The organism is Fictibacillus sp. Mic-4 (assembly GCF_049843615.1).
In the GTDB taxonomy this organism is placed as follows: domain Bacteria; phylum Bacillota; class Bacilli; order Bacillales; family Fictibacillaceae; genus Fictibacillus_A; species Fictibacillus_A gelatini.
On record NZ_JBBHZM010000011.1, the window covers coordinates 17351 to 41328 of the forward strand.

At 42.0% G+C, this 23978-nt stretch carries 13 protein-coding genes and 4 pseudogenes; 11 read left to right on the forward strand and 6 right to left on the reverse strand.

What is annotated here, in order from left to right:
• Nucleotide 1: 1 nt before the first annotated feature.
• Entirely contained in the window at nt 2–1186 is a 1185-nt protein-coding gene (locus WD019_RS09425; protein WP_425711313.1) for an NAD(P)/FAD-dependent oxidoreductase, read from the reverse strand.
• Nucleotides 1187–1370: 184 nt separating this feature from the next.
• Here WD019_RS09425 and WD019_RS09430 point away from each other — a divergent pair, with 184 nt between their 5' ends.
• From WD019_RS09430 to WD019_RS09450, 5 genes are all read left to right on the forward strand, one after another.
• Complete coding sequence (locus WD019_RS09430; protein WP_425711314.1) at nt 1371–3065, forward strand: sigma-54 interaction domain-containing protein; 1695 nt, start codon at nt 1371–1373, stop codon at nt 3063–3065.
• A gap of 187 nt (nt 3066–3252) precedes the next feature.
• The gene (locus WD019_RS09435) at nt 3253–3528 is read left to right on the forward strand and encodes a (2Fe-2S)-binding protein (protein ID WP_425711315.1); all 276 of its coding nucleotides are present in this window, start codon (nt 3253–3255) and stop codon (nt 3526–3528) included.
• Nucleotides 3521–3865, forward strand: a complete 345-nt coding sequence (locus WD019_RS09440; protein WP_425711316.1) for a (2Fe-2S)-binding protein — start codon at nt 3521–3523, stop codon at nt 3863–3865. The genes WD019_RS09435 and WD019_RS09440 overlap by 8 nt, the downstream gene beginning before the upstream one ends.
• Nucleotides 3858–5069 (forward strand): NAD(P)/FAD-dependent oxidoreductase, encoded by a 1212-nt coding sequence (locus WD019_RS09445; protein ID WP_425711317.1) that lies wholly within the window; start codon nt 3858–3860, stop codon nt 5067–5069. Before WD019_RS09440 ends, WD019_RS09445 begins: the two co-directional genes overlap by 8 nt.
• Before the next feature lie 150 nt (nt 5070–5219).
• Nucleotides 5220–6455 carry a multidrug effflux MFS transporter gene (locus WD019_RS09450; protein WP_425711318.1) on the forward strand — a complete coding sequence of 412 codons (1236 nt, stop codon included), beginning with the start codon at nt 5220–5222 and terminating at the stop codon, nt 6453–6455.
• Nucleotides 6456–6499: 44 nt separating this feature from the next.
• Here WD019_RS09450 and WD019_RS09455 read toward each other — a convergent pair whose 3' ends face one another.
• Entirely contained in the window at nt 6500–7318 is an 819-nt protein-coding gene (locus tag WD019_RS09455) for an alpha/beta fold hydrolase (RefSeq protein ID WP_425711319.1), read from the reverse strand.
• Nucleotides 7319–7575: 257 nt separating this feature from the next.
• Here WD019_RS09455 and WD019_RS09460 point away from each other — a divergent pair.
• The 6 genes and pseudogenes from WD019_RS09460 to WD019_RS09485 all read left to right on the forward strand — a co-directional run bounded on the left by WD019_RS09460 (nt 7576) and on the right by WD019_RS09485 (nt 12451).
• A pseudogene (locus WD019_RS09460) lies at nt 7576–8638 on the forward strand (sulfate ABC transporter substrate-binding protein).
• 101 nt (nt 8639–8739) lie between these two features.
• Nucleotides 8740–9543: pseudogene (gene cysT, locus WD019_RS09465) on the forward strand (sulfate ABC transporter permease subunit CysT); the annotation flags it as partial.
• A gap of 13 nt (nt 9544–9556) precedes the next feature.
• The gene (gene cysW / locus WD019_RS09470; RefSeq protein ID WP_425711320.1) at nt 9557–10435 is read left to right on the forward strand and encodes a sulfate ABC transporter permease subunit CysW; all 879 of its coding nucleotides are present in this window, start codon (nt 9557–9559) and stop codon (nt 10433–10435) included.
• Nucleotides 10436–10451: 16 nt separating this feature from the next.
• Nucleotides 10452–11534 (forward strand): annotated as a pseudogene (locus WD019_RS09475) (sulfate/molybdate ABC transporter ATP-binding protein).
• Nucleotides 11522–12244 (forward strand): type II toxin-antitoxin system SpoIISA family toxin, encoded by a 723-nt coding sequence (locus WD019_RS09480; RefSeq protein WP_425711321.1) that lies wholly within the window; start codon nt 11522–11524, stop codon nt 12242–12244. The pseudogene WD019_RS09475 and the gene WD019_RS09480 overlap by 13 nt, the downstream one beginning before the upstream one ends.
• Nucleotides 12245–12298: 54 nt before the next feature.
• Nucleotides 12299–12451: a hypothetical protein gene (locus tag WD019_RS09485; RefSeq protein ID WP_425711322.1), complete on the forward strand. Its 153-nt coding sequence runs from the start codon at nt 12299–12301 to the stop codon at nt 12449–12451.
• A 386-nt stretch (nt 12452–12837) separates the two neighbouring features.
• On the opposite strand, the gene WD019_RS09490 is transcribed toward WD019_RS09485, so the two are convergent.
• The 4 genes and pseudogenes from WD019_RS09490 to WD019_RS09505 form a co-directional block, all read right to left on the reverse strand.
• Nucleotides 12838–13062 carry a YdbC family protein gene (locus tag WD019_RS09490; RefSeq protein ID WP_425711323.1) on the reverse strand — a complete coding sequence of 75 codons (225 nt, stop codon included), beginning with the start codon at nt 13060–13062 and terminating at the stop codon, nt 12838–12840.
• Nucleotides 13063–13457: 395 nt separating this feature from the next.
• Nucleotides 13458–13655: pseudogene (locus WD019_RS09495) on the reverse strand (YdbC family protein); the annotation flags it as partial.
• A 64-nt stretch (nt 13656–13719) separates the two neighbouring features.
• Nucleotides 13720–18114 carry an AAA domain-containing protein gene (locus tag WD019_RS09500; RefSeq protein WP_425711324.1) on the reverse strand — a complete coding sequence of 1465 codons (4395 nt, stop codon included), beginning with the start codon at nt 18112–18114 and terminating at the stop codon, nt 13720–13722.
• 527 nt (nt 18115–18641) lie between these two features.
• Entirely contained in the window at nt 18642–23513 is a 4872-nt protein-coding gene (locus WD019_RS09505; protein WP_425711325.1) for a hypothetical protein, read from the reverse strand.
• Nucleotides 23514–23978: the final 465 nt, after the last annotated feature.

Here is a 23978-nt window from a genome sequence, read left to right on the forward strand (position 1 = left end):
TTTATGTCACCCCTTCTGTCAAAAAGGAAAAGCGGTCGTGGCGAAGCGGCTCATATGGGATGATCGTTTCGGCCTTCTCGCGGATAAGTTCTTCGATGAGTTTCCCTGTGACCGCCGCCAGGCTGATCCCGTCCCCTTCATGCCCCGCTGCAATGTAAAACCCGGGAACTTCTTCTACGTGGGAAACAATCGGCAAATGATCTTCCGTCCATGGACGAAGGCCCGCATATGTGCGAATGAGCGTAAAGTCGGCGATTTTCGGATAAAATCGAAGCGCCCGGCGCGCCATACATTTAATAACGGTCATATCAACCGCCGTTTCGAATCCAACGAACTGCCGGCTGCTCCCGATTAAGAAATTCTGGCTTTCGGTCGGCTCAAAAACGAGTGCGACGCCATATTCTTTCGTTTCTTCATCTACTTGCCGCTTGCCGCCGAACTTTGAGATAAGGTAGCCGAACTCCATTACTTTCCGCAATCCGACAGGCTGCTGTCTCGAAGCGACAACGATGTGGCCTTTTCTCGGCTTTATAGGCACGTTAACATCGACCATTTTGCCGATCATCGGCGACCAGACTCCGGCAGCATTGACAACCTTTTTCGCCGTAAACGTTCCATTCGTTGTTTCAATTGAAAAATTTCCGTTCTTTATAATTGACTTAACTTCGGTGTGAGTTACAATGCGCGCGCCATATTTTTGCGCTTTATCAAACAAGGAATAGGTCATTAAATAAGGATTGACGGTTGAATCCGTCTCGCACTCCAATCCTCCAGGCAAATCGTCGGCAAAATAAGGAGATTCCTGGCGAATATCGGAGCGGTCCAACATCCGAAAGCGCAATCCCGCTTCTTTTTGGCGAGCGACCCATTTTTCCGCCGCCGCCATCTCTTCTTCTGATTCACACACTAAAATACTCCCCGGCGCCCGATATTCAAACGGCAAATCAAGCTCACGGCTTAATTCACCTACGAGCTCCTGGCTTTTTAACGACATCTGGCTGTCAAAGCCCGGATCTTTGTCAATCGCCAATATGTTGCCATCACACCTGGACGATGTGCCACTTACAAGCTCGCCTTTTTCAAGAACGAGGCAATCAAGGCCAGCTTTTGAAATGTAATACGCTATCGCACTGCCGATAATTCCTCCGCCAATAATGGCAACCTCCGCATGCTGCTTCGCGGTCATACTTCTCCCCCTTTCCCTCGCCATTAAAATTGCAAAATCTATGCCAAAAGAGTGATCAACCGCTAGAACTGCCCATTCTCCCACCTGTTTATAAAGTGTCAAAATTATTTGTATTTTCTTATTAAAAGTGTAAAATATTTTTTATAGCGTATAAAAAATTTGACACTTCTTCAGGGGAGGATGAATGATGTTCAGTTACTTGCCTTCTCTTCATGAATGGATGGAAACGGATTTTCTTTTGCTGACAACGAAAGATGAACCGATCTTAAAAGAAGATTCCCGCAACATGTTCCTGGCGCTTTGCGATGAACCTTCCTATTTTGACCGGTCAAAAAGAAGCTGGATACCGTGTGCCGCGATTAACGAGAATGAATCCGTGGAGAAAATTCTCCCATTATTTAAAGAGAACAACATCATTATCGTGAAACAGCAAGACGGCGGCATCGCGGGCTACCTGTCGGCCTACAATGTGATACAGCATTTATTTCATGCGCTTCAATATGGCGAAGTTTTTTTCAAAACTATTCTCAATACGATCGATGCCTCCGTCACGGCGATCGATAAAGATGGTATCGTTAAAGTATGGACGGAAGGGGCGGAACGGATTTTTTCCTATAAACAAAACGAAATCGTCGGAAAGCCGATTACGGACTTTTTTACAATCGACCATCTGGAAATTATGCAAACACTGAAAACGGGTAAAACGTTGAACAAGCATCATCACCAACCGCACGAAGATGTGACCGTGCTTATCAATTCAGCCCCCGTCTATTTGCATGATGAAATTGTCGGAGCCGTCGTTTCCGAAACAGACATTACGAGACAAGTCCGCCTTAACCAGGAACTGTTTAACGTCTCGGCAAAAATGCTTCAATTAGAGGAAAAAGTGTCCAAATTAAGCCCTTCCAAAGACCCGTTTCAAATGATCAGGGGAAGCAGCAAGGCTATTAAAGAAACGATTGAGCGGGCAAAAAAAGTGTGTACGACGGAGGTCCCTGTTTTGATCCTCGGGGAAAGCGGCGTCGGCAAGGAGCTGTTCGCCAAAGCGATTCATGAAACGCGGGAAGCAGCCGGCAGCCCGTTTATCCCGATCAATTGCGGGGCAATTCCGGCCTCCCTATTTGAAAGCGAATTATTTGGTTACGAAAAAGGGGCGTTTTCCGGGGCGGATACACGTGGCAAGAAAGGGAAAATCGAATTGGCCAGAGGAGGCACGCTCTTTTTGGATGAAATCGGGGAAATGCCTTTAGATATGCAAGTGAAGCTCCTTCGGGTATTGCAAGAGAAAAAATACTTTGCCGTCGGCGGGACGAAAGAAATTGACGCCGACTTCCGCATCATTGCCGCCACAAATAAAAATATAGAGAAAATGGTAAGCGAAAATAAGTTCCGCGAAGACTTGTATTACCGATTGAATATTGTCAACATCCAAGTCCCTCCTTTGCGTAAGCGGTATGAAGATGTCATTGAGCTGAGCCATTACTTTTTTTATGAATTTTCCGTTCGCTATAATCGACCATTGCATGGAATCTCGCAAAATATCATGCAAGATTTGCTAGCTTACGATTGGCCCGGCAACATACGCGAACTGAGAAATGCCATTGAACGGCTTGTCGTCTTTGCGACAGATGGCCATATTAAACGAGAAGATTTGCCATTTACGCCTGAACCGCAAATCAGTCCGGAATCCTCCTTGTATTTCGAAGAAAAAATAACGGTCGATCCATCCTTGACGCTAAGCAAACAGCTTGGCCACTATGAGAAGAAAATCATTTTGGAAACGTTGAAAAAACAAAATGGAAATAAACAAGCGGCGGCCACCCAGCTCGGCATCACCCGGGCCACTCTTTACAATCGAATGAAAAAACTTGGCATTTAGCCGAAGATGACTTCTACTTACCGAATAAAGAAGCTTGAATATTTGCCGAAGATAACCTCTACTTATCGAATGAAGAACCCCGCCATGTTGCAACTTCTTCTTCCTTCAAGTTGGCTTAATTCTTGCATGCTTACTTTCATTAGAAGCGAATGAAGCCCTTAAGCCATCAATGAAGGAGGATTTTTTAATGAAAGATTCAGCAATCGTTATTTGCCGGTGTGAAGAAGTTACCCTTGAAGAATTAGCGAATACGGCAAAAAAATATAAATGTTCGGCCCGGGAGCTAAAATTGCGCACTAGAGCGGGAATGGGCTATTGTGGCGGACGGACGTGCCGTTTTGCGATCGATGCCATTGTAATGGAGGCGACGGGAAATCAAACGCCAGATCAGATGCCTTTGAAATACCAGCCACCCGTCCGGCCGGTTTCATTCCAAACGTTAGGAGGCGGATGCCATGACTGATCGCCGCATTCTCCATCATCCGGTTCTCGGGACGATGCCTGAACGAAATACCGTTCATTTTACGTTCGACGGGAAAACGTATAAAGGATTTGAAGGAGAAACGATCGCCGCCGCCCTTTTAGCCAGCGGTGTCCGAACGCTTCGCGTCCACGAAGAAATAGGAACGCCGCGCGGGATCTATTGCAATATCGGCCATTGCTTCGAATGCCGCGTGACGGTCAACGGGCAACCCGGCGTCCGCAGTTGTTTGACAGAAATTAAAGACGGCATGGTAATTGAAAGCGGAAAACGCCAACCTACTCCTTTAAAACGAAAGGAGGCTGCCCGCCATGTATGATGCCGTTATAATCGGCGCAGGGCCAGCCGGATTATCCGCTGCGATCGCCTGCGCGAAATGGAACTTGCAAGTCGTTGTCATCGATGAATTCATGAAACCGGGCGGCCGCCTTCTTGGCCAGCTTCACCAGGAGCCCGATGGCACGTGGTGGAATGGAATCAAGGAAGCAAACATTTTAGTGGAACAGGCAAGAGCACTCGGTGTCGACATATGGTGTGGTGTATCCGTCCATCATATTGAAGAAGCGGGACAAGGCTGGCGTGTCCACACGAATAAAGAGCGGATCGACACGCCTAAGCTCCTGCTTGCGACCGGTGCCGCTGAGACCCCCGCACCCGTTCCGGGCTGGACGCTTCCAGGCGTCATGTCAATCGGAGCCGCCCAGGTCATGACGAATGTGCACCGTGTCCGCCCTGGAAAGAAAGGGATCGTTATTGGCATCAATGTGCTGTCAGCGGCGATTACCCGTGAACTTCAGCTGGCGGGCGTCGACGTTGCCGGAATGGTGTTGCCCCCTGTTAACCCGATAACTAAAGATGCCGGGAATCCCCGCAAAGTCATGCAATCAATATTGCGTATTTCCCATCTGGCGCCATCCGCATTTCTAAGAATGGGAGGCAAACTCGCCAGAGCCAATTGGATGCAAAACCTCGCTCTCACTTTTTATCCGAAAAGCGGGGTAAAAATGTGGGGCATCCCTATCCATCTCCGGAAGGTGGCAGTTCAAATTAATGGAGAGAAAGAAGTAGAATCCGTCACTATTTGCAGCGTCACTCCCGATGGAAAAAGGATCGAAGGGAGCAAGCAAACGATGGATGTCGACTTTGTCTGTATTGCCGGAGGGCTTTATCCGCTTGCTGAACTTGCGGCTGTCGCCGGCTGTCCATTTCATTATTTTCCAGAACTCGGCGGCCATGTGCCTGTCCATAATGAACGGATGAAAACACCGCTTGAAGGACTATACGTCGCCGGAAACATTACAGGCATTGAAAGCGCCAAAGTCGCCAGAGCGCAAGGGTTTGTCGCAGGTTTGTCGATCGCAAAAGAAACGATCCAATCGGCGGATTCGGCGATTGACAAACATCTTGAAAACGCCTTAGACGAGGTAAGAAAAATTCGCAGCAATGCGGCCATTCAGTTTCACCAGGACATCCATGCCGGCCGCAACAAAATGGAAAGCATATATAAGGAACAATTTTCTTAATGGGAGGACCTTCACTTTTGAAGGTCCTCTGACGTTTCCAGAAGTTACGATCTCGGAAATTATAAAAAAATTAACTAATTAATTTATAGTTGTAGTATAATAGTTAGAAATTTTTATTGAAATAAACATGGGGAAGGACTGAAATGATAGATGAACAACGTATTGCGCCAATCAAAAGAAGCATATACGCATAACATGTCACGTTCACGCCGATTGTGGATCGCCCTCATTCTCGGCTCTTTGTCGGCATTCGGACCACTTTCCATCGATATGTATCTTCCTTCATTGCCGACATTGACAAAAGACTTGCATACGACAACCTCGCTTGCCCAGCTTAGTTTGACCGCCTGCCTGTTAGGGCTTGCGCTTGGCCAGATTGTCGTCGGGCCGGTGAGCGATGTTCGCGGGCGGCGAAAACCGCTCATTATTTCGCTTGCCTTATATGCTGCCTCCTCATTGCTTTGCGCGATCGGTCCATCCATCTGGGTACTGATCGTCCTCCGGTTTGTCCAGGGGGTATGCGGAGCCGCTGGCATCGTCATTTCCCGTGCTATCGTCCGGGATCTTTATTCTGGAACGGAATTGACGAAATTCTTTTCACTTTTAATGCTTATTAACGGAGTGGCTCCGATCCTGGCACCGATTGTGGGCGGCCAGTTATTGAAAATTGTCCCATGGCAAGGGGTTTTTGTCGTTCTTTGCCTCATTGGCGCAGTGATGCTTGCTGCCGTCATTTTCGGTTTAAAAGAAACATTGCCAGTGGAACGGCGAGCGGCGGGTGGCATAAAAAATACGCTGTCGACCTTCCGTGACTTGATTAAGGACCGCGTTTTTATGGGGTACGCCTGGTCGCAGGCACTGGTGATGGCCGCCATGTTTGCCTATATATCCGGATCGCCATTCGTCCTCCAAGATATTTTTGGCGTGTCGCCTCAAGGGTTCAGCCTATTTTTCGCAGTCAATGGAATTGGCATCATCATTGCCAGCCAATTAACTGGCAAGCTGGCGGGGAGGATAAGGGAATCAAGGCTTCTTTTTACCGGCCTCGGCATTGCGACACTCGGAGGGCTTATTCTTTTTACAATGATTCTAGCCGGTGGCGGGCTGATCGGGGTCGTCATTCCCTTGTTTGTTGTTGTTTCGAGTGTCGGCATCGTTTCGACGACGAGCTTCTCGCTGGCGATGCAAAGCCAGGAAAAGACAGCCGGAAGCGCCTCGGCCTTGCTCGGCTTGCTGCCTTTCATCTTTGGCGCGCTCGCCGCACCGCTCGTCGGGCTTGGGGGCAGCCACACCGCCCTTCCGATGGGCATTGTCATCGCCGCTGCCGAAGTTGCCGCCATTTCGTGCTTTTTCTTCCTGGTGAAACGGAATAAAACAAGCGCCTAATCTCTTCTTAACAGCGATCGTTTTGCAATACGATCGCTGTTTTTTTATTTCGATTCTTCCACACGATCCAGCCATTCGTGAATAAATAACGTAAACATAGTGGATTGCTCAATTTGCAGGTTGTGCCCCGCACGGTCTAACACCGCAAAAGTTGCCCGCGGGAATTTATCAAGAAGCGACCATCCGTCTTTAAATCCTACGATCGAATCCTGACGCCCGAACAGAAACAGGCTGGGCTTGTCGAAGGAAGAAATCCGCTCATCGACCGGAAAAGAATATCCGTATCGCTTTTGGATTTTCGCCAAAAATTCTTCGTTCGCGATGCTGCATCCCGATGCAACTTCATCGCGATACCTGCTCCAATTATACTCGTCATGCACGACGGATATTGAAGTGAATTCCTCTTTTTCTTCCTTGCTAAACTTTGCGAGAAAATCCTCATCGCAGTAAAGAACGTGATGAGCAGGAAGCGTCCTTTTTTCATTTTCAGGTATAATCAGTGGGCAAATGAAGGCTGCCCCATCTATGTATTCCTTCCTTTCGCTTATAATGCCCCGTGCGATGTATCCGCCATATGACTCGCCGGCCACTAAAAAAGATTCGTTCGGAATGACGGCATCAATAAACCGCAACACGACATCGAGCATATCATCACTGCTCTCAATTTGCGGATATCCCTTTGTTTGCCCCATTCCCGGAAGATCGATGTAGATCCGCTTCCAGCCTTCCCTCTCCTTAAAGATAGGTTCCATGCAGCCGGTCATAAGCCGATGGTCAGGCGTAAATCCGTGGATCATAAGTATCGGACGGCCAGTTCCACGCGTTTTATAATGAATAGTTACATCCCCAAGCGAACATTCCATATCCTTTTCCTCCTAACTATTTTATATTACCTCTATTATACCAGAACATACATTCCCTGCGTGGAATTTTCGAAACAAATTTAAAAATTTTTAAAACCTAGTTGACCAATCGGATAAATGAGTATAATGTAAAGAAAATCAAATATTGGCTTTCCAAAAAAAATCAAATGCGGTGCTGATCAGATAAACTGAAGGCTGCGTCTTAACTTAAGACGCAGCCTTTTGATTTATAAAAAAAGAGAAATGGAGAGATCAAAATGAAAAAACTAAGGGAATCAATTTCTATTGTTTTGCTCGTTTTTACAGCTCTGTCGCTCGTTCTCAGCGGCTGCGGCAACGAGAAGACGAGCGGAGAAGCAAAAGAAAGCGACGATTCAAAAAAATCAGTAGAGCTGCTGAATGTTTCCTATGATCCTACACGGGAGCTTTATCAAGAGTTCAACGCTTCCTTCTCTGAATATTGGAAAAACAAAACGGGGCAACAGGTTACCATTAAACAGTCTCACGGCGGGTCCGGGAAACAGGCTCGGGCGGTGACTGATGGCCTTGAAGCCGATGTCGTGACACTTGCACTCGCATATGACATTGACGAAATCAGCAAGAAACGGGGCATCATTTCAAAGGATTGGCAATCGCGATTTGATGACAATTCATCGCCTTATACGTCTACCATCGTGTTTCTTGTAAGAAAAGGAAATCCAAAAAAGATCAAAGATTGGGATGACCTTGCGAGAAAAGGGGTTTCCGTCATTACCCCGAATCCGAAGACATCCGGCGGGGCGCGCTGGAATTATCTTGCCGCGTGGTCCTATGCCGATAAAAAATATCATGGCAACGAAAAAGAGATTAAAAATTTTATGAAAAAGCTGTATCAAAATGTTGAAGTGCTTGACTCGGGCGCTCGTGATTCGACCAACACATTCGTCCAGCGAGGAATCGGCGATGTTTTAATCGCGTAGGAAAATGAAGCGTACTTATCGACAAAGAAATTAGGCAAAGACAAGTTTGAGATTGTTTACCCTTCACTCAGCATCCTTGCCGAACCGCCGGTTGCCGTCGTCGATAAAGTAGCAGAGAAAAAAGGAACGGCGAAAGTGGCAAAAGCTTACTTGAACTACCTTTATTCTGAAAAAGGGCAAGAGATCGCTGCTAAAAACTACTATCGCCCAAGAAACAAAGAAGTTCTCAAAAAATACGCGAGCCAGTTCCCTGCTATTAATCTAGTGACGATCGACAAAGATTTCGGCGGATGGGAAAAAGCCCAGAAAACGCATTTTTACTGACGGGGGAACATTTGACCAAATCTATCAACCGAAATAAATACACTTTCCCGCTGCAATTCTTTCAGTAGGAAGAATTGCAGCTTCATAACTGTTAGAGGTGAAATATGAAACGAAAAGGATTCAAGCAACAAGCAATATAGCGTGCTGCCCGGGTTCAGTTTATCCCTCGGGTATACGATGCTTTATGTAAGCATTCTCGTCCTCTTGCCTTTATCGATGATTTTTATTCACACGGCCAAAATGGGATGGCCAAAATTCTGGGGGACGGTTTTAGATCCGCGGGTCATCGCTTCTTACAAGCTGAGCTTCGGGGCATCATTTGCAGCCGGACTGATCAACGTTTTTTTCGGCGTGCTTCTCGCCTGGGTGCTCGTCCGGTATAACTTTCCCTGCAAAAGTATCATCGATGGACTTGTCGACTTGCCGTTTGCCCTGCCTACAGCCGTAGCGGGCATCGCTTTAACGACTTTGTACGCCCCGAACGGGTGGATCGGCCGCCTACTCGGCTTTAAAGTCGCTTTTACTCCACTCGGCATCGTCGTCGCCCTCGTTTTCATCGGGCTGCCGTTTGTCGTCCGGATGGTCCAGCCGGTTCTGCAAAATCTTGAAAGCGAAGTGGAAGAAGCTTCAGCGAGCCTCGGGGCAAGCCGTTTTCAAACATTTAGAAAGGTGATTTTTCCTCAGCTTCTTCCGGCGGCGCTTGGCGGATTTGCCCTGGCGTTTGCCCGATCGCTCGGCGAATATGGCTCCGTTGTCTTTATTGCCGGAAATATGCCAATGAAGACGGAAATCACTTCCCTTTTAATCATGACAAAACTTGAACAATATGATTATGCCGGAGCAACAGCCATCGCCGCCGTCATGTTAGTGACATCCTTCATCCTTCTATTGCTGATTAATGGGCTGCAATGGTGGACAAACCGGAAATTTGCCGCAAGCTAAGGAGGTAGTTTTTTTGGCTGGAAATGTACCGATTCAATATACAAATATACCTTTGAAGCATTCGAAAGCTTCAGCCGAATCACCATGGATACGGTGGCTATTGATTGCCATTGCTCTTATTTTTTTACTTTTATTTCTCGTTTTGCCGCTGATCACAATATTCCTTCAAGCATTTGAGAAAGGGATAGACGTCTATATAAAAGCGATCACCGATCCGGAAACGATGTCCGCTGTCAAGCTGACCTTGACTGTCACCGCGATTGCCGTGCCGCTGAACGCGTTCGGGATTGCCGCCGCCTGGGCCATTACCAAATTTCATTTCAAGGGGAAGAACGTATTGATCACGGTCATCGACCTCCCTTTTGCAATATCCCCGGTGATCGCGGGGCTCGTTTTCGTTTTGCTATTCAGCACAAACGGCTTGTTCGGAGAGTGGCTTTCCGAACATAATGTAAAAATAATTTTCGCTTTGCCTGGAATTGTCCTTGCCACCCTGTTCGTCACTTTCCCTTTTGTCGCAAGGGAGTTAATCCCGTTAATGCAGGCGCAAGGATCCAGTGAAGAAGAAGCTTCACTGACGCTCGGCGCGAGCGGGTGGAAAACGTTTTGGCGCGTCACCCTTCCAAATATAAAATGGGGGCTATTGTACGGAATGATCTTGTGCAATGCCAGGGCGATTGGAGAATTTGGCGCAGTGTCTGTCGTTTCTGGCCATATCCGCGGACTGACGAATACGATGCCTCTTCATATCGAAATTCTGTACGGCGAATATCAATTTGCAGCGGCATTCTCTGTCGCATCACTCATGTCGCTGCTCGCTATCCTTACTCTCGTCCTTAAAAGCATTCTTGAGTGGGTAACGAAAAAACAAATCAATAGACTCAGCAATTAAAAGGAGTATGTAACAAATGAGCATAACGATAAAAAATGTCTCGAAATCATTTGGCGACTTTCATGCCCTTGACGATATCAATATCGATATAAAGACCGGTGAATTAGTGGCTTTGCTTGGGCCTTCCGGCTCGGGGAAAACTTCCCTCCTCCGGATCATTGCCGGCCTGGAAGCGGCGGATCAAGGCTCCATTTACTTTGGTAATGAAGATATAACGGCGATTCACGCGAAAGAAAGAAAAGTCGGCCTTGTTTTTCAGCATTATGCGCTATTCAGGCATATGACGGTTTTTGAAAATGTAGCTTACGGGCTAAAAGTGCGCCCCCGGAAACAGCGGCCATCAAAAAAAGAAATCGAGAGAAAAGTTCATGAATTATTGGAGCTTGTGAAGCTAAAAGAGCTGGAAAACCGCTACCCTTCGCAGCTATCCGGCGGACAGAGACAGCGGGTGGCGCTGGCCCGGGCACTCGCGGTTGAACCAAAAGTGCTTCTCTTAGATGAGCCGTTCGGAGCATTGGATGCAAAGGTGAGAAAAGACTTGCGCCGCTGGCTAAGAAGGCTTCATGACGACTTTCAAGTGACAAGCATTTTCGTCACCCATGACCAGGAGTAGGCACTGGATGTGGCGGACCGGATTGTGGTCATGAACAAAGGGAAAATCGAGCAAATCGGAAGCCCCGAAGAAGTTTACGATCATCCTAAAAGCCCTTTTGTGTACGATTTTTTAGGCAATGTCAACTTATTCCACGGCAGGCTCGATAACGGCAAATTGAAACACGGGTCCATTGAGCTGGACGCGCCTGAATTCCAATTGGAAACGAATCGACAGGCGGTTGGTTATGTGCGGCCCCATGACATTAGCATAACGAGGGAAGAACAGGGAAAAGACAGCGTCGCCGCAACAATCAGCCATATCCATATGGTAGGACCCACCGTTCACCTTGAATTGTACAGGGAAGATACATCCGAATATTTAGAGGCAGAAATTACGAAAGAACGTTATCGGTCCCTTCAAGTGCATACAGGCGAACATGTTTTACTATTTTTTCCATTCTATTTTTCTTTTATATTTTGTTCACTTTTTGTTTGTATTGGATAAAAGAGGAACGATTTGAAGAGCACTCTGGATTGCTGAGAAAAGCATTGTATACTATTTTTGTAGCGGGACTATTAATGGGCTTTGTTTTAGAAGCGATCGATTTTAAAGACTGGAAGTTTCTTCTTCAACTTGCCGGGTTAGTTGTTTTTGTAGACCTGGCCATTTATCAAACGCCCCACATTGTGAAAATCTGGTCGGCTGAATTTCGAGAAGGCGACAAGATTGTTAAAACGCTGAAACAGAATGTGAAAACGATACAATTTATGCGCAAAAAAGCAAGTGTGTTTTCCATTCTTCTGCAAAGCGGGGAAGAGCTTTTTGCCAGTAAACCTTCTTCTTTCGATTTCGACCACTACCGGCAAGGATTGCTTCAAACCCTTGTTCAGTATACAAATGAATTTGGCATTGAAGCTAATATCTATCAAATAGAGGGCATGGAGAATGAAGAAGAATTGCAAGGGTGCATTTTAAATGTCTTACATCGGATAGAAAATCTCTACAACGTTGACATGCCAGATAAAAAGAATGTAGCAATGGATCTTCAACAAGCTCAAGTTTGCTCATTGGAAGAAGACCGATATGCGATTATCCCTATCTATGGGACCCGGTTTAATATTTTGATTGTCTTATCAGCTAAAGCCGAGCCGATTATGGAGATTGACACCCAGCATGTGATTAGCCTGACAACAATTTATAATTGGCAAGCGTAAAAAGGCAAAAATTATGATAAAATTAGAGTAACCAATGGGGAAGGAGAAACCGTTATGAGTTTATTAAAGCATTCCCAAAAAGAGCAGCAAAAAGATGCTGAAACGAAAACAAAGGCTCGTATCACCACTGTTCCTCAGTTTGCATCAACCAAATCATTATTGGATCAAAATAGGAAACTTCGAAAGCGGTTAGCTACAAAGTTTTAGCCTGTTATTTAAGGGAGAAATGCTTCTTTTTGTTCCATGTTTGAACTCCTCTGCATATGGATAGGATAGTACCACGTAACAAGCGGAGGAAAGAATATGGATCAACAGCCCAGACGGTTAACGCCGCAAAACCCCAAAAAAGTAACGACAGCGAAATTCGAACACAAAGCAGTAAAAGAAAGCCAATCGCTTATCAAAAAATTGTCAAAATAAGGTTTTCATTGGGAAGAGTGTTATGGGACGCTCTTAATATGTGAAAAAAGGGAAATTTCAGATTAATATAAAAATGCCGGAAAACAGAAGGGTCTTTACATTAACGAGTTTTTATTGAAACATATTTCATTATTCACTTGAAAGCCAGAGCCGGGATAAATTCGGACTCTGGCTTATTCTTTAGCACTCTCAGTTAATGCTTTTACAAGCATCATTAATTCTTCTTTTGTTAGCGTCACCCCTTTTCCCATTTTTTCACGGGTTGGCGACCATTCTCTTATATCATATTTAGGCTCTTTTCCGTTCCAGCTGATGAGATTCAGCTCTTTACGCCATCCGTTTTTATTTACCGATAAAACTACAATTTCTTGGATAATTTCATATTTAAATTCAGCCACATTGTCCTCCGTTCTTATGTTTATTTCTGCGTACTTATAATTGAATCTTCTTTAACGGTATTGATATTTTTCTCACACTGTTTCAAGTCATTGACTAATTCAGCAAAATGTTCGGCAAAACAAAACGACAATTGATCCATCTGCTCAATGATGGCTAAATCTATGGTGTCCAATCTGCTGGGCTGTTTCGTAGGACATTTCATTTCCATTAATGCAATTATATTTTTATTATAAAATTCTGCGTACTGTATTATCTCCGTTACTTCACTCCATAGATCTGGCATTTTTGTTAACCATTTATCTTCCAATTGTTGCTTAAAGTTATTTTCAATTTTCTTATCAGATGATTCGGCCATATAAGGAAGATATTCTTCATTAAATATCGATGATGCTGCCTTTACCAAAAGGTTTGCCTCTTCACTTGATAAGGTGACTCCCTTACTCATTTTTTCATGTGTAGTGTTCCATTCTCTAATATCATACTTAGGTTGATACCCATTCCAACTAATAATGTTCAATTCCTTTCTCCAACCGGGCCGTGTTTCAGATAAGACGGCAAGGTGCTTTATGATTTCAAATGAAAATGGCTCCAACTTGCCCCACCTTCCTTATGTTGAAAAGGCTATCAGCACGCGATAGCCTTTAACTTTATTAAGCTTAAATAAGCGGTTTAATCTTCATTTCCTTAAGTTTTTCCCAGAGTGGAAGCATCGCTCTGTCAGGGTTAAAATAAAATTCGCTGCCGCGCACTCTCCAAAACACCCATCCGAGTCTCTCTAGCGTTCTTTGTCGTTTCATATCCTCTTCATAGCGGTCCAATCCATGCCACTTATCACCATCGCATTCGACCGCTAGACGGCCATTCTCTCCTTCAATGACAAAATCAATTCGGTATCCAGCTACTTCATATTGAGGAATGATTCGATATCCTCTTGAAGAGATACGGTCAAAGACATCAAATTCAAATTGGCTTTCGCACTTTTCCCTTCCTGCTTCTAACATCTCTTGAACCGGTTGATAGCAATAAGAAAGTAATTGATAACGCAAACATTCTTTATTGCGGAGGTCGTCTAAAGAAACCGAGTGGAAAAGGAATACTTGATCTTTCGCCCTACTCATCGCAACATTAAAACGCCTTCGATCATTTTCTTTTACTAAAGCGGTAATTCTTGTTTCTCCAGGTGCAACAACGAGACTTAAGAAAATAACATCCCGTTCATCTCCCTGGAATGCATAGGCATCACCGCAAATAATCTTTCTTTCTTCAATTTCTTTAATGCCAATTCTCTCAAGCAACTTCTTTTCTATTAATGCTGCCTGACCCTTTCCTTGCATGCTGATAACTCCAAATGATTTGCCGTTATATTTCGGATCTTTCAGGCATTCTTCTATTTTTGAAACAATTTGATCCGCTTCCGGCTCATTTCGTACATTTTGTCCTGATCCTTCACGATACCCTTCTTTTACATAAACCGGTACAATTGGCTCCAACCTGTCAGAGTGGAATGGCCTTAACGGAATAAGGGGTGTATTTGGATAACTGATCATATTCGAAAACCCGATAATCTCCGGCATACATCTGAAGTGTTCACGAAGAACGATTCGCCCTCCGAATAAGATATTCGCTAGATCAAAGAAAGAGCTATCGACACTAATGTTATCTCGATGAGGAATATCATGAATGTATTGTTGGTTAAGCGCGAAAACATCGTCTCTATTAAGCCCGACAAATTCCGGGCTAATTTGCTTATCATCTCCAACTACAATAATTTTTTTCGCAATATACATTAAAAACAAAGCATCCGGGCCTGATTGACTAGCTTCATCGATAATGACCACATCAAATAATTCCTGACTCGGAATAATGGTGTCTACCACTTGATACAGTGGCATAATCCACGCCGGGATCGCCGTTCTGCATTCGTCCATATGGCTTCTTGCATCTCTACGATAGCGTTCGGCATTTTTCCCTGTCCCTTTTCCGATTTTTCTCATTGATGTTGTCCAGGCAAGAAGGTGCTGGCGCTCTTTCTCTGTTAACCGTTCAAAACAATAGCTCCATGCTTTATCGGCAATAACTTGATTCAAATGCTTTCGAATAGAATCCTCTGTTTTTGCCAGATCCTTTTTCACTTGATCAACATCTTTTGCTAAAAACTCCTTAAGCCAGGTTTTTGCCTGCGCCCATTTCCATGCTTGATTCAATGAAGCGAACCGTTTATCCCAATCATCATAAGGATTCCGTTTGCATTCTTCCACAATAGTTGAAATTTCTTTCTTTAAGCTTTCTTCTAAGTAAGAGAGCCTCGCATAATCCACTTTTAATTTTTCCAAATTCTTAAGTTCTTCTATAACAGATAAGTATAACTGGTAATCCCGGTTTCGATAAGCCCGGTCAAGTGCATAATAGATTGGGTGTTTATTCTCAAGAGACATTCCCTTTGCAATGAGCTCATCGATCGCTTGAAGGCATTTCTGAACTTCAAGCATTCTCCTATTCAGCAATACGGCAGCACAAACATCCCGTAAAAGACTGAAATCTTTCCTTTGCAAAACAGTAGATGGCAAATTCAGCTCTTGAAGAAGATTATTCTTTTTTTCTAACTGACTATAAAACTGATAAACAGCTTCCATCCTCTCGAACTTTACTTTTAATTCCGTTAAAGTAAATAATCGATTTTCTTTTATTAGGATAGGTTGATGAGTTAATTCTTGAAAAGAAGAACACATCTTTTCCACTTTAAAATCAAAATCTAACGTCTGAATCAATATTTCCAATTGATCGATCGATTTAGGAGCTGATCCGTTCAATTTAACTTCTTTTAAGAAATACCAATGTTCACGTACCACCTGCGGCCTAAAACCCGGGATCCCGGTCTTCCATCCTTTATCTTTGAAATACTCATAAAGCTTTCTTGCATCATCTAATACATTTTTTCTCGTTTTACCTGCAGGAAGTTCAATCTCATTATCCCCAATGTCTTTTGCATAATGTTCTATCGTTGCAAGCTTTTCTTGCCAATCTGAATACAGCTGGATCCATAAATGATGCTGATTGTTTACTATATCTTCTCCCGCCTGTTGGACCCATGTACCTTCTGTTGAAAGAGACTCTTTCTGTTTAATTAATCGATCAAGCTGCTGGTGTAGTTCCTGAACAATTGAACCGTTTTTATCGCTTAAATAAGTAAAACATTCATCTGCACTGGCCAATTGTAAGCTGGCTAATTGTTGTTCCAGGATACGTTCTTCTTCTACTAATTTTTGAAACTGCTCCTCATCCATAAGCTTATCAATAGCAGGGATATCCTGTTTCACTTGTCTTTCTTTTAAAGGATGGAATAGCCTTCTTAACTTTAAAAACTCTAAAGCTTCATCATTTGAAAGCGGGCAATTTGCATTTTCATTTAGCTCTACATCCATCCATTGGTATTCGCTGCTTTCTTTATTTATAACTTTAGCAATCTCCTGAAGAGTTCCAATGTATGTTCCTCCACATAAATGATGTTCGTATGTTTCTTTTTCAATGAGATGGAGCAAATCTTTTTCGAGTCCGGCTTTCTTCTTTCTTAAATCCTTTATCTTATCTTCAGTAGTCTTGATTTCTCTTTTGGTTCTATCTTCTGAATAAAATTGTTGTTTCCCAATTATCCCCTGAACAACGTTTTCCATATCTCTTAATGCATCTTTATCGTTCCCAAGTAAACTCACACATAAATGCTGAAGTTCTTCAGGCAGTTTGTTTTTCAAAACCTTTAGAGCCCTTGGCGTCTGGCTTGTTACTAAAATTTTCTTGCCGGTTGCGAGAAGATGGGACATTAAATTCGCAATCGTATGACTTTTCCCGGTACCGGGTGGCCCTTGAACGATTACCCCATTTCGTGATTCGATCTGATCGACAATTTTCATTTGTTCCTCGTTCGCGGCAAGAGGCATATAATATTCTTTTCCTTCGAAAAAATTGGGATTTGATTGAGCTTGAAGAGCATTTTCGCCTTTTCCCATGTCATCCATGATCTCGACAATCCGGTGAATTCCTTCAGGTAAAGTCGTCTCGTCTTCTTTTAGCTGCTGAATGATCGTGTCATATGTTTTAATAAAATTCCGGTCAGATCTTTTGCGTAATATAAGAGCTGGACTAAAAGATACAATCGGGTTCGGTTGTTGGCGATCTATTAATTCAATTGCATTTTCATAATATCCATCAGCTGAAACCGTTTGAATCCAGCTTTTTAGTACTAATACAAGCGGTTCTATATCTGAAATTGTTGAGCCATTTTCCCGAATCATCCGATGAATATCTCCCAAAGACTCCTGATTTGGACGTTCATGAACGTCCAGCATATCCTGTTCGAGCGAAAAGGAAGATTCTTCTACATTATTGAGTGCAACAGAAATCTCCCCATCTTCCGGCTCAAGCTCGATTGTTACAGGATGCGTTAATAAATGTCTGGAAATTATATTCTTTTTTACAGGTTCCCAATTGAGCAGCCCGAGTCCTAATACCGTCTCATATTCTTCCCCTAATTTCTTTACTTTTTGATAAACGCCAAATAATTGTGAATAGGCTTTTTGAGCTTTTAAATATTCTTTATACTCTTCATACCACGGGGACCAATCATTTTCTATGTAATCATTCCATATTTTCTTAACATGAGCATGATTTTTTAATAGATAAATATAATTTTTCTCCGCTTCCGCTTCATTTTCCATCGCGTCACTGACTAAGCGTTTTGACAACAAAATAGGTTCAGTCTCAGTCTCTGTCAATTCCCAATAAATCCAATCTTCAAGTTGTTCCGGAAGATCAGGGCGTTTTGGAGCAATCGGCTTTCTCATTTGCAAAACTAACGTATCGTTATTTACACTATTTTTTTGGTCGATAAAGGTATAGCTATAATTTTCATTTGTTATGGAATGTAGCCAAAGTATATTTTCATAGTTTTTCCAATGTTTCACAGAGACCATGGACAACTGTTTGAACTCCCGTAAATATGTAAAAAGTCTTATGGCTTTTTCTTTTTCAGGTAATACTTCTATTGATAATGCCACTGAACACACCTCTAGCTATTTTCTCAATTACAATAATGATTTTATCATATGTACAATTTTTATAATAACGGGAAATGTTGGTTAAATAAGAACCTATTCAAAAAAATCGACCTTAAATTAAGATCGAGTTTCCACACAACATTTTAAAGAAAGGACGCTTTTATGTGTGTCAATTATAACACTTCTTCCAGAAAAAGAAAAAAAGTCTTCCTACCACGGATGGCTAAATATAAAGAACAAAATGAAAACTCTGGCGACCGTAACAGCTATTCGGAAAACGGATAAAGACACAACTTTTATGGTAAGGTGCATGTCAAGTTTGGAATTGTAGCATGATCCCACAACATACTGAAAGTAACATGTATCCGCCAGTTACTTTCAAAGAAAAATCGTAAAAATAGAAAAACCAGTGAAGAAAAACGACTCGTTTTTTTCACTGGTTTTATTTTTGGGACTTATCGGACAATCCAGTAGTGCAAATTTAAACTCTTTTGAAAAGAGGACTAGTTTTTTTAAAAAATGTTTCGTTAACTATTTACAGGTACCGTTACTTTAATTGGTGTTGAATCAGCTGATTTACCCGTTTTAGAATCGGTTACCGTGAATACTAACGTTACATCAGTATTTTCATCTGGAGCTTTAATCGTTCCATCCTTAGCAATTATATTTTCATCACTTGATGACTTAATTACTACTGTAAAACCTTCAGCAACTTCAGGCATTGTTAACTTCGTATCACCTTGAGTTGGAGCTTGCACAGAATTAATTTTCGCAGCTTCAGCATTTACAGTGGCTTGTGCTTTTAGATCATCAATTTTTTGCATTGCTGCTTTTAATTTGTTTTGATTCTCTTTAGATACTAATTGTTTCTGAGAATCAGTTAACTTATTAAATGCAGCGTTTGCATCATTTACAGCTTGTTCGTCACTTAGTTTCAATTGATTAACCGCTGGTAAAGCTTCAATTAGCTTTGTTACAGAAGATGCTGCATCGAAATCTTTAGCGGAAGTTAGCGCATCTTTGTTTACAGTAAAGTTTAAAACAATCGTATCTCCGTTGTATTGAACGTATACATTTGCTTTTCCTTCACCTTTAGCAGTTACGGTGACTTTATCGGCAGCTTTATTGAGTGTTAATACGGAAGAATCGTCAGTTGTAACAATAGCATCAGACTCCCGAACATCAAATATTTCGCCGTATTGGTCAATAGCATCTAAAGTGAATGAAACCGCACCGTTGGCTTCATGGTCTACCTCACCTTTACCATCAAGTGCAACCTGGATTCCAGCAGTCGCTGTATCTGCATCCAGGGCTTTTGCAACCGTTTCAGTCACTTTGGTTGAACCTTTTACAGGAGCCGCTTGAGCGTTATCAAAGTTCAGCTCAAGAGTAGCAGATTTAAGATTTGCTGTTGTAACCTTAACTGTTACTTTTCCTTTAAAGCTATCTGGTACATCTACTTTTCCGTCATTTACGGTTACAGAATCTTTAGATGCTGCAACTTCTTTACCATTTTCTAATACAGTCCCGTTAATTGAATCAACAGACCAATTTAAATCAGCATTGCTCACAGGAACTTCACTTCCGCTCGCTGTGAAAGCAGTAGCTTTAAGCGTAACTTCACCTTTGGAAGAATATAGTGGTTTTTGAGCGTCAGCAGTAGAAAGTTTCACGCTATCTACTAATGAACCTACAGAATCCACTTTTACATTTACAGGTACTGACTTACCACCAATCGTAAAGGTGATTGTCGCATTACCTTTTGAAGCGGCAGTTACATTATAAGAGTATCCTGCGAATTTGCCATTCTTAGTTACTTTAACAAGCTGAGCTTTACTTTCATCTTTTGTAATTCCTTCTAGTACTCCAGAACCACTTTCATCGGATTTAACTGTAACATTATTAAGATCGGCATCTTTTAGTTCAATTAATTGACCATATTGGTCTTTTGTTTCAAACTTAATTTGTCCGTTTGATCCTAATGCAAATTGTGCATTGGTTACAGTTGCTGTAATAGAGTCAAGTTTACGAGCTTCTTTTGCAGTAACTGTTACTTCTTTCGAAACTTTTCCAGTTGCTTTGTCAGAAACTTTTACTGTGTAATCTTCAGATTTAAGCCCCGCTTTAACCGTTGCTTTTGAAGGATCAACTTTAACAGCAACTTTTACCGCTTTTGTTTGATCTGTTGTTACTTCATTGTCTTTATCTAAGTAAACTAAAGTAGCTAAATCAGAAGTAGCAAATGCATCATCTCCTGGAGCTTTTACTTCAACTTTGAGTAAATCTTTGTCCAATAATTTAACGTTATATTGATCCGTCACATTTAGATCAATATATTTTACATCGGAATCTCCAGATATAATTGCATTATTGCCAGTTAAGTCTGAAGCGTCAATTCGGCTTACAGCAGATTTCGCAAGTGTAGTTGTAGTAATTTGCTTAGATACAGATCCTTTTACTAAAGTAACAGTATCTTTACCTTCTCTCGCTCCTGTAAAGGAGATATACTTAACTACTTTATCAGTAGAATCCGTTGTGATTACTTCTTTATCTTTGTTAAGAAGTTTAACAGTCATGTTAGATGTACTTGCTAATTGAAGTTGATCAGCTGTGACATTTACTTCCTCACCATGTTTATTGGTGAATTTAATTGGTTTTACCACTTGTTTTTCAGCAGTAAGTTCATTTGTTCCAAATTCTTCAACATTAATATCCGTTACATCTTGGCGAACTGAAGAAGTAAAGGATTGTTCAACGGAAACTATACCGTCTTTAGCGTCAACTGCAGATCCGGTATAAACTTTAAATTTATAAGTTCCTGCAACTTCTGATTTCACGTTAGCGTAAATAACTTTGGTTTCGTCAACATTCGGAGTATCAGGGTTATCCGTAGAACCATATGCAAAAGTTACAGCAACATCAGAATCTTTAGCGCCCTCCGGCTTAGCAGTTACAACATATTTTAAATCGGATGGTGTTAAGAGCGCACCTTCATTTTGTGTTACTGTAAATGCATTAACCGCTTCTTTGTTATATACAGTTGCCCCACCAACTGGAGAAACTGTTAGTGATTTCAATTCAGCGGCCCCAACATTAATCGTAACAGACTGACTAAGTTTTGTATTTTTTGCGTAAAATGCTTGTACTTTATATTGTTTTGAAGCAGTCTTATCAAACTTAAAGGTAGCCCCAGTTTGTTTCGTATCTTCTACACCATCAACAAACCAGCGAATGTCCCCTTTACCGACGGCAACCGGGTTATTGTATTGGTCTTTTACAGTAACTTTCACATTCGTGCTGTTTCCGGATGCGATAGATGTCTTTTCAGCGGATAATTGTAAGCTTGATGCCACAAGTCCGCTTTCAGGAGCTTTTACAACTGTATAGGAAAGAACGGATTCAACTTTGTTGCTAACAAGCGTAATTACAAGTTGGTCATTAACTGCTAAATCATGATTAACTGTTACATAATCATCCCCTGCAGTATAACTAACTTCTTTATCTGCTCCAACAGTTAATGGCATTCCGTTTAGAGTTGCTTTAACAGTAACCTCTTTTGCGTTCGCACTATCAAGCGTAATCGGTTCACCATATTGGTTTTTAGCTGCAATGTATACTTTTGTCAAACCTTTTTGTGCAACTACTTCGGAAGTTTGCTTTTCAAATGTCTTTGCATATTGAGCTGCTACTTTCGCAACAAAGTCAGCGTTAGTGAAACGAGCCCAATCAGCACTTACAGTATAAGTCGCTGCATCTGTTAGAGAAGCAAAATTATCTAATTGGAACTTCGCTTTTCCTTCAGCAAGGCTTCCTGCTACATATGTTGCGGTTACTGTTTTATCTTCGGATTTAAGTGACACTTTTTTCATTAGAAGATCTTTTTCAGTCAGTAAAGAACCGACTTTTAATTCAACAGTATTGGTATTAATAGATGAAGCGGAGTCTACTACAGGTAGAGCTAACCATGCTTCTGCTTTTTGAATGGCTTCTTCTGCTTTTGTAACTTTTTCTGTTAAAGTAGCAATGTTTTCGTTACCTTCTGGCAATGCTTTAATTGCGTCTTTAGCCGGTTGAACTTTTGCTTTTGCTGCATCTACCGCTTCTTGAGTTTTTAATTCTTTTGTTGCCGCTTCAAGCTCATTTACAGCCTTTACTGCATCATTAACAAGCAACGTTACTTCGGCTGTCTTGATTTTTTCTACTGCAGCATCAATTTTAGCCGTAAGATCAGCCGCATCTTTTTCACTTAGATCTTTAAGCGAATTTTTAGCTGGTTCTACTAAATCTTTTGCAGCTTTTACTTTGTCTTTTGAAGTAAGATCAGCTGTTGCATCTTCTAATGCTTTTACAGCTTTTTGAGCATTAGCAAGTTTAGTAGCATAGGCTTCTTTAGCCGCTTTCACTTTCTCTTCAGCAACTCCGATTCTCTTTGTTAAATCAGCAGCATCGTCTTCGTCAAGAAGCTTAACTGCATTTTTAGCATTTCCAATCAGAGCGTCAGCCGCATCAATTTTTTCTTTCGTGGAAAGATCTGCTGCGGCTTCTTCCAATGCTTTTACTGCTTCATTAGCGTGAGCAACTTTTGTATCGTAGTCGGCTTGAGCAACTTTAATCAAAGATTCTGCTGCATCAATTCTTTTTGTAAAAGCAGCTGCATCTGTTTTATTAAGCTCTTTCACAGCAGTTCTAGCTGGTTTTACCAATGCTTGTGCCTCTTCTACCTTTTTATGAGTAGAAAGATCTGCCGTTGCTTTTTCTAACTTTTCTACTGCAGATTTAGCTGCAGCATATTTTTTCGCATATTCCGCTTTTGCTTTTTCATCTTTAATCTTCTTGTCTAACGCTTTATATGCGCTGTCAGCTGGAGTCAGGTACTTTTTGTTGAATGCATCGCGAGTAGGGATGCCGTAAACTTTCCCTTTTGCCACAGCGCCTTTGAAAGCGTCGATTGCCGATTTCAAAGATTTTAATGTAGCATCTGCTTTTTTCGCATCATACTTTTTCACAAGGTCATTAGCAGCTTTAGTTGCTTTATCTAGTGCAGAACCTTTGTCAATTGCAGTGTTGTAGCCTTTAGCGTAAGTGATGTTGCTCTTAATCCCTGCAAGACGCTTCTCAAATTTCTTTTCGTCTTTTGAGCTTAGCTTTTTCACTTCTTTGTATGCTTTTGAGTAAGCAGACTCAGTAGCTGTAGTGCTAATTTTTGTGAAGCTAAACTTCTTCGACTTTGGATAATACTTCTCTTTTAATTTTGCAGCCTCTTTTTCTGCAGTCTTAACGGCAGCGTCTGCTTTTTTATATTGAGAAGATGCCGCAAAGGATGCTGGAGCCGCAGAAACGAATGCACCTGCTGCTACGGAAGTCGCTGTTGCGATCTTCAGTGCTTTCTTTTTGTCCATTTTTCAAATCCCCTTCCATTTGTGTGAAGTTATTTTGTAAAAATTGTTAGATTACCATGATTTCAATGGACAAAATCGCCATATGGTATGTACTACATGGATTTCCAACAATTTTCATAACCATTTCTTTGTATGTTGCTAGTTCTTTTATACTAGGAAAATACTATTTAAAAATAGTAATTTACTAGTAACTTTGGAATACATTTCATATAATATAACAAAAACTGATAAAACGCCAGCTTTTTTCGTCATTTTTAAGTTATATTTTTCTATATCTTAGTAAATACTTCTATAAAAATAGGCATTTTATCCCGCTAGATAGCTCCCGTTTTCTTTGTTACACCACTTATATCGACACTTTTTGTCAATATTTAATAGTTTTTTTAAAAAAATATCCGTTTTTTAGAAACAGATCCATTTTTTCAACCTCTTTTTATAGGTAAATAGACCTATTTCTTTTGTTGT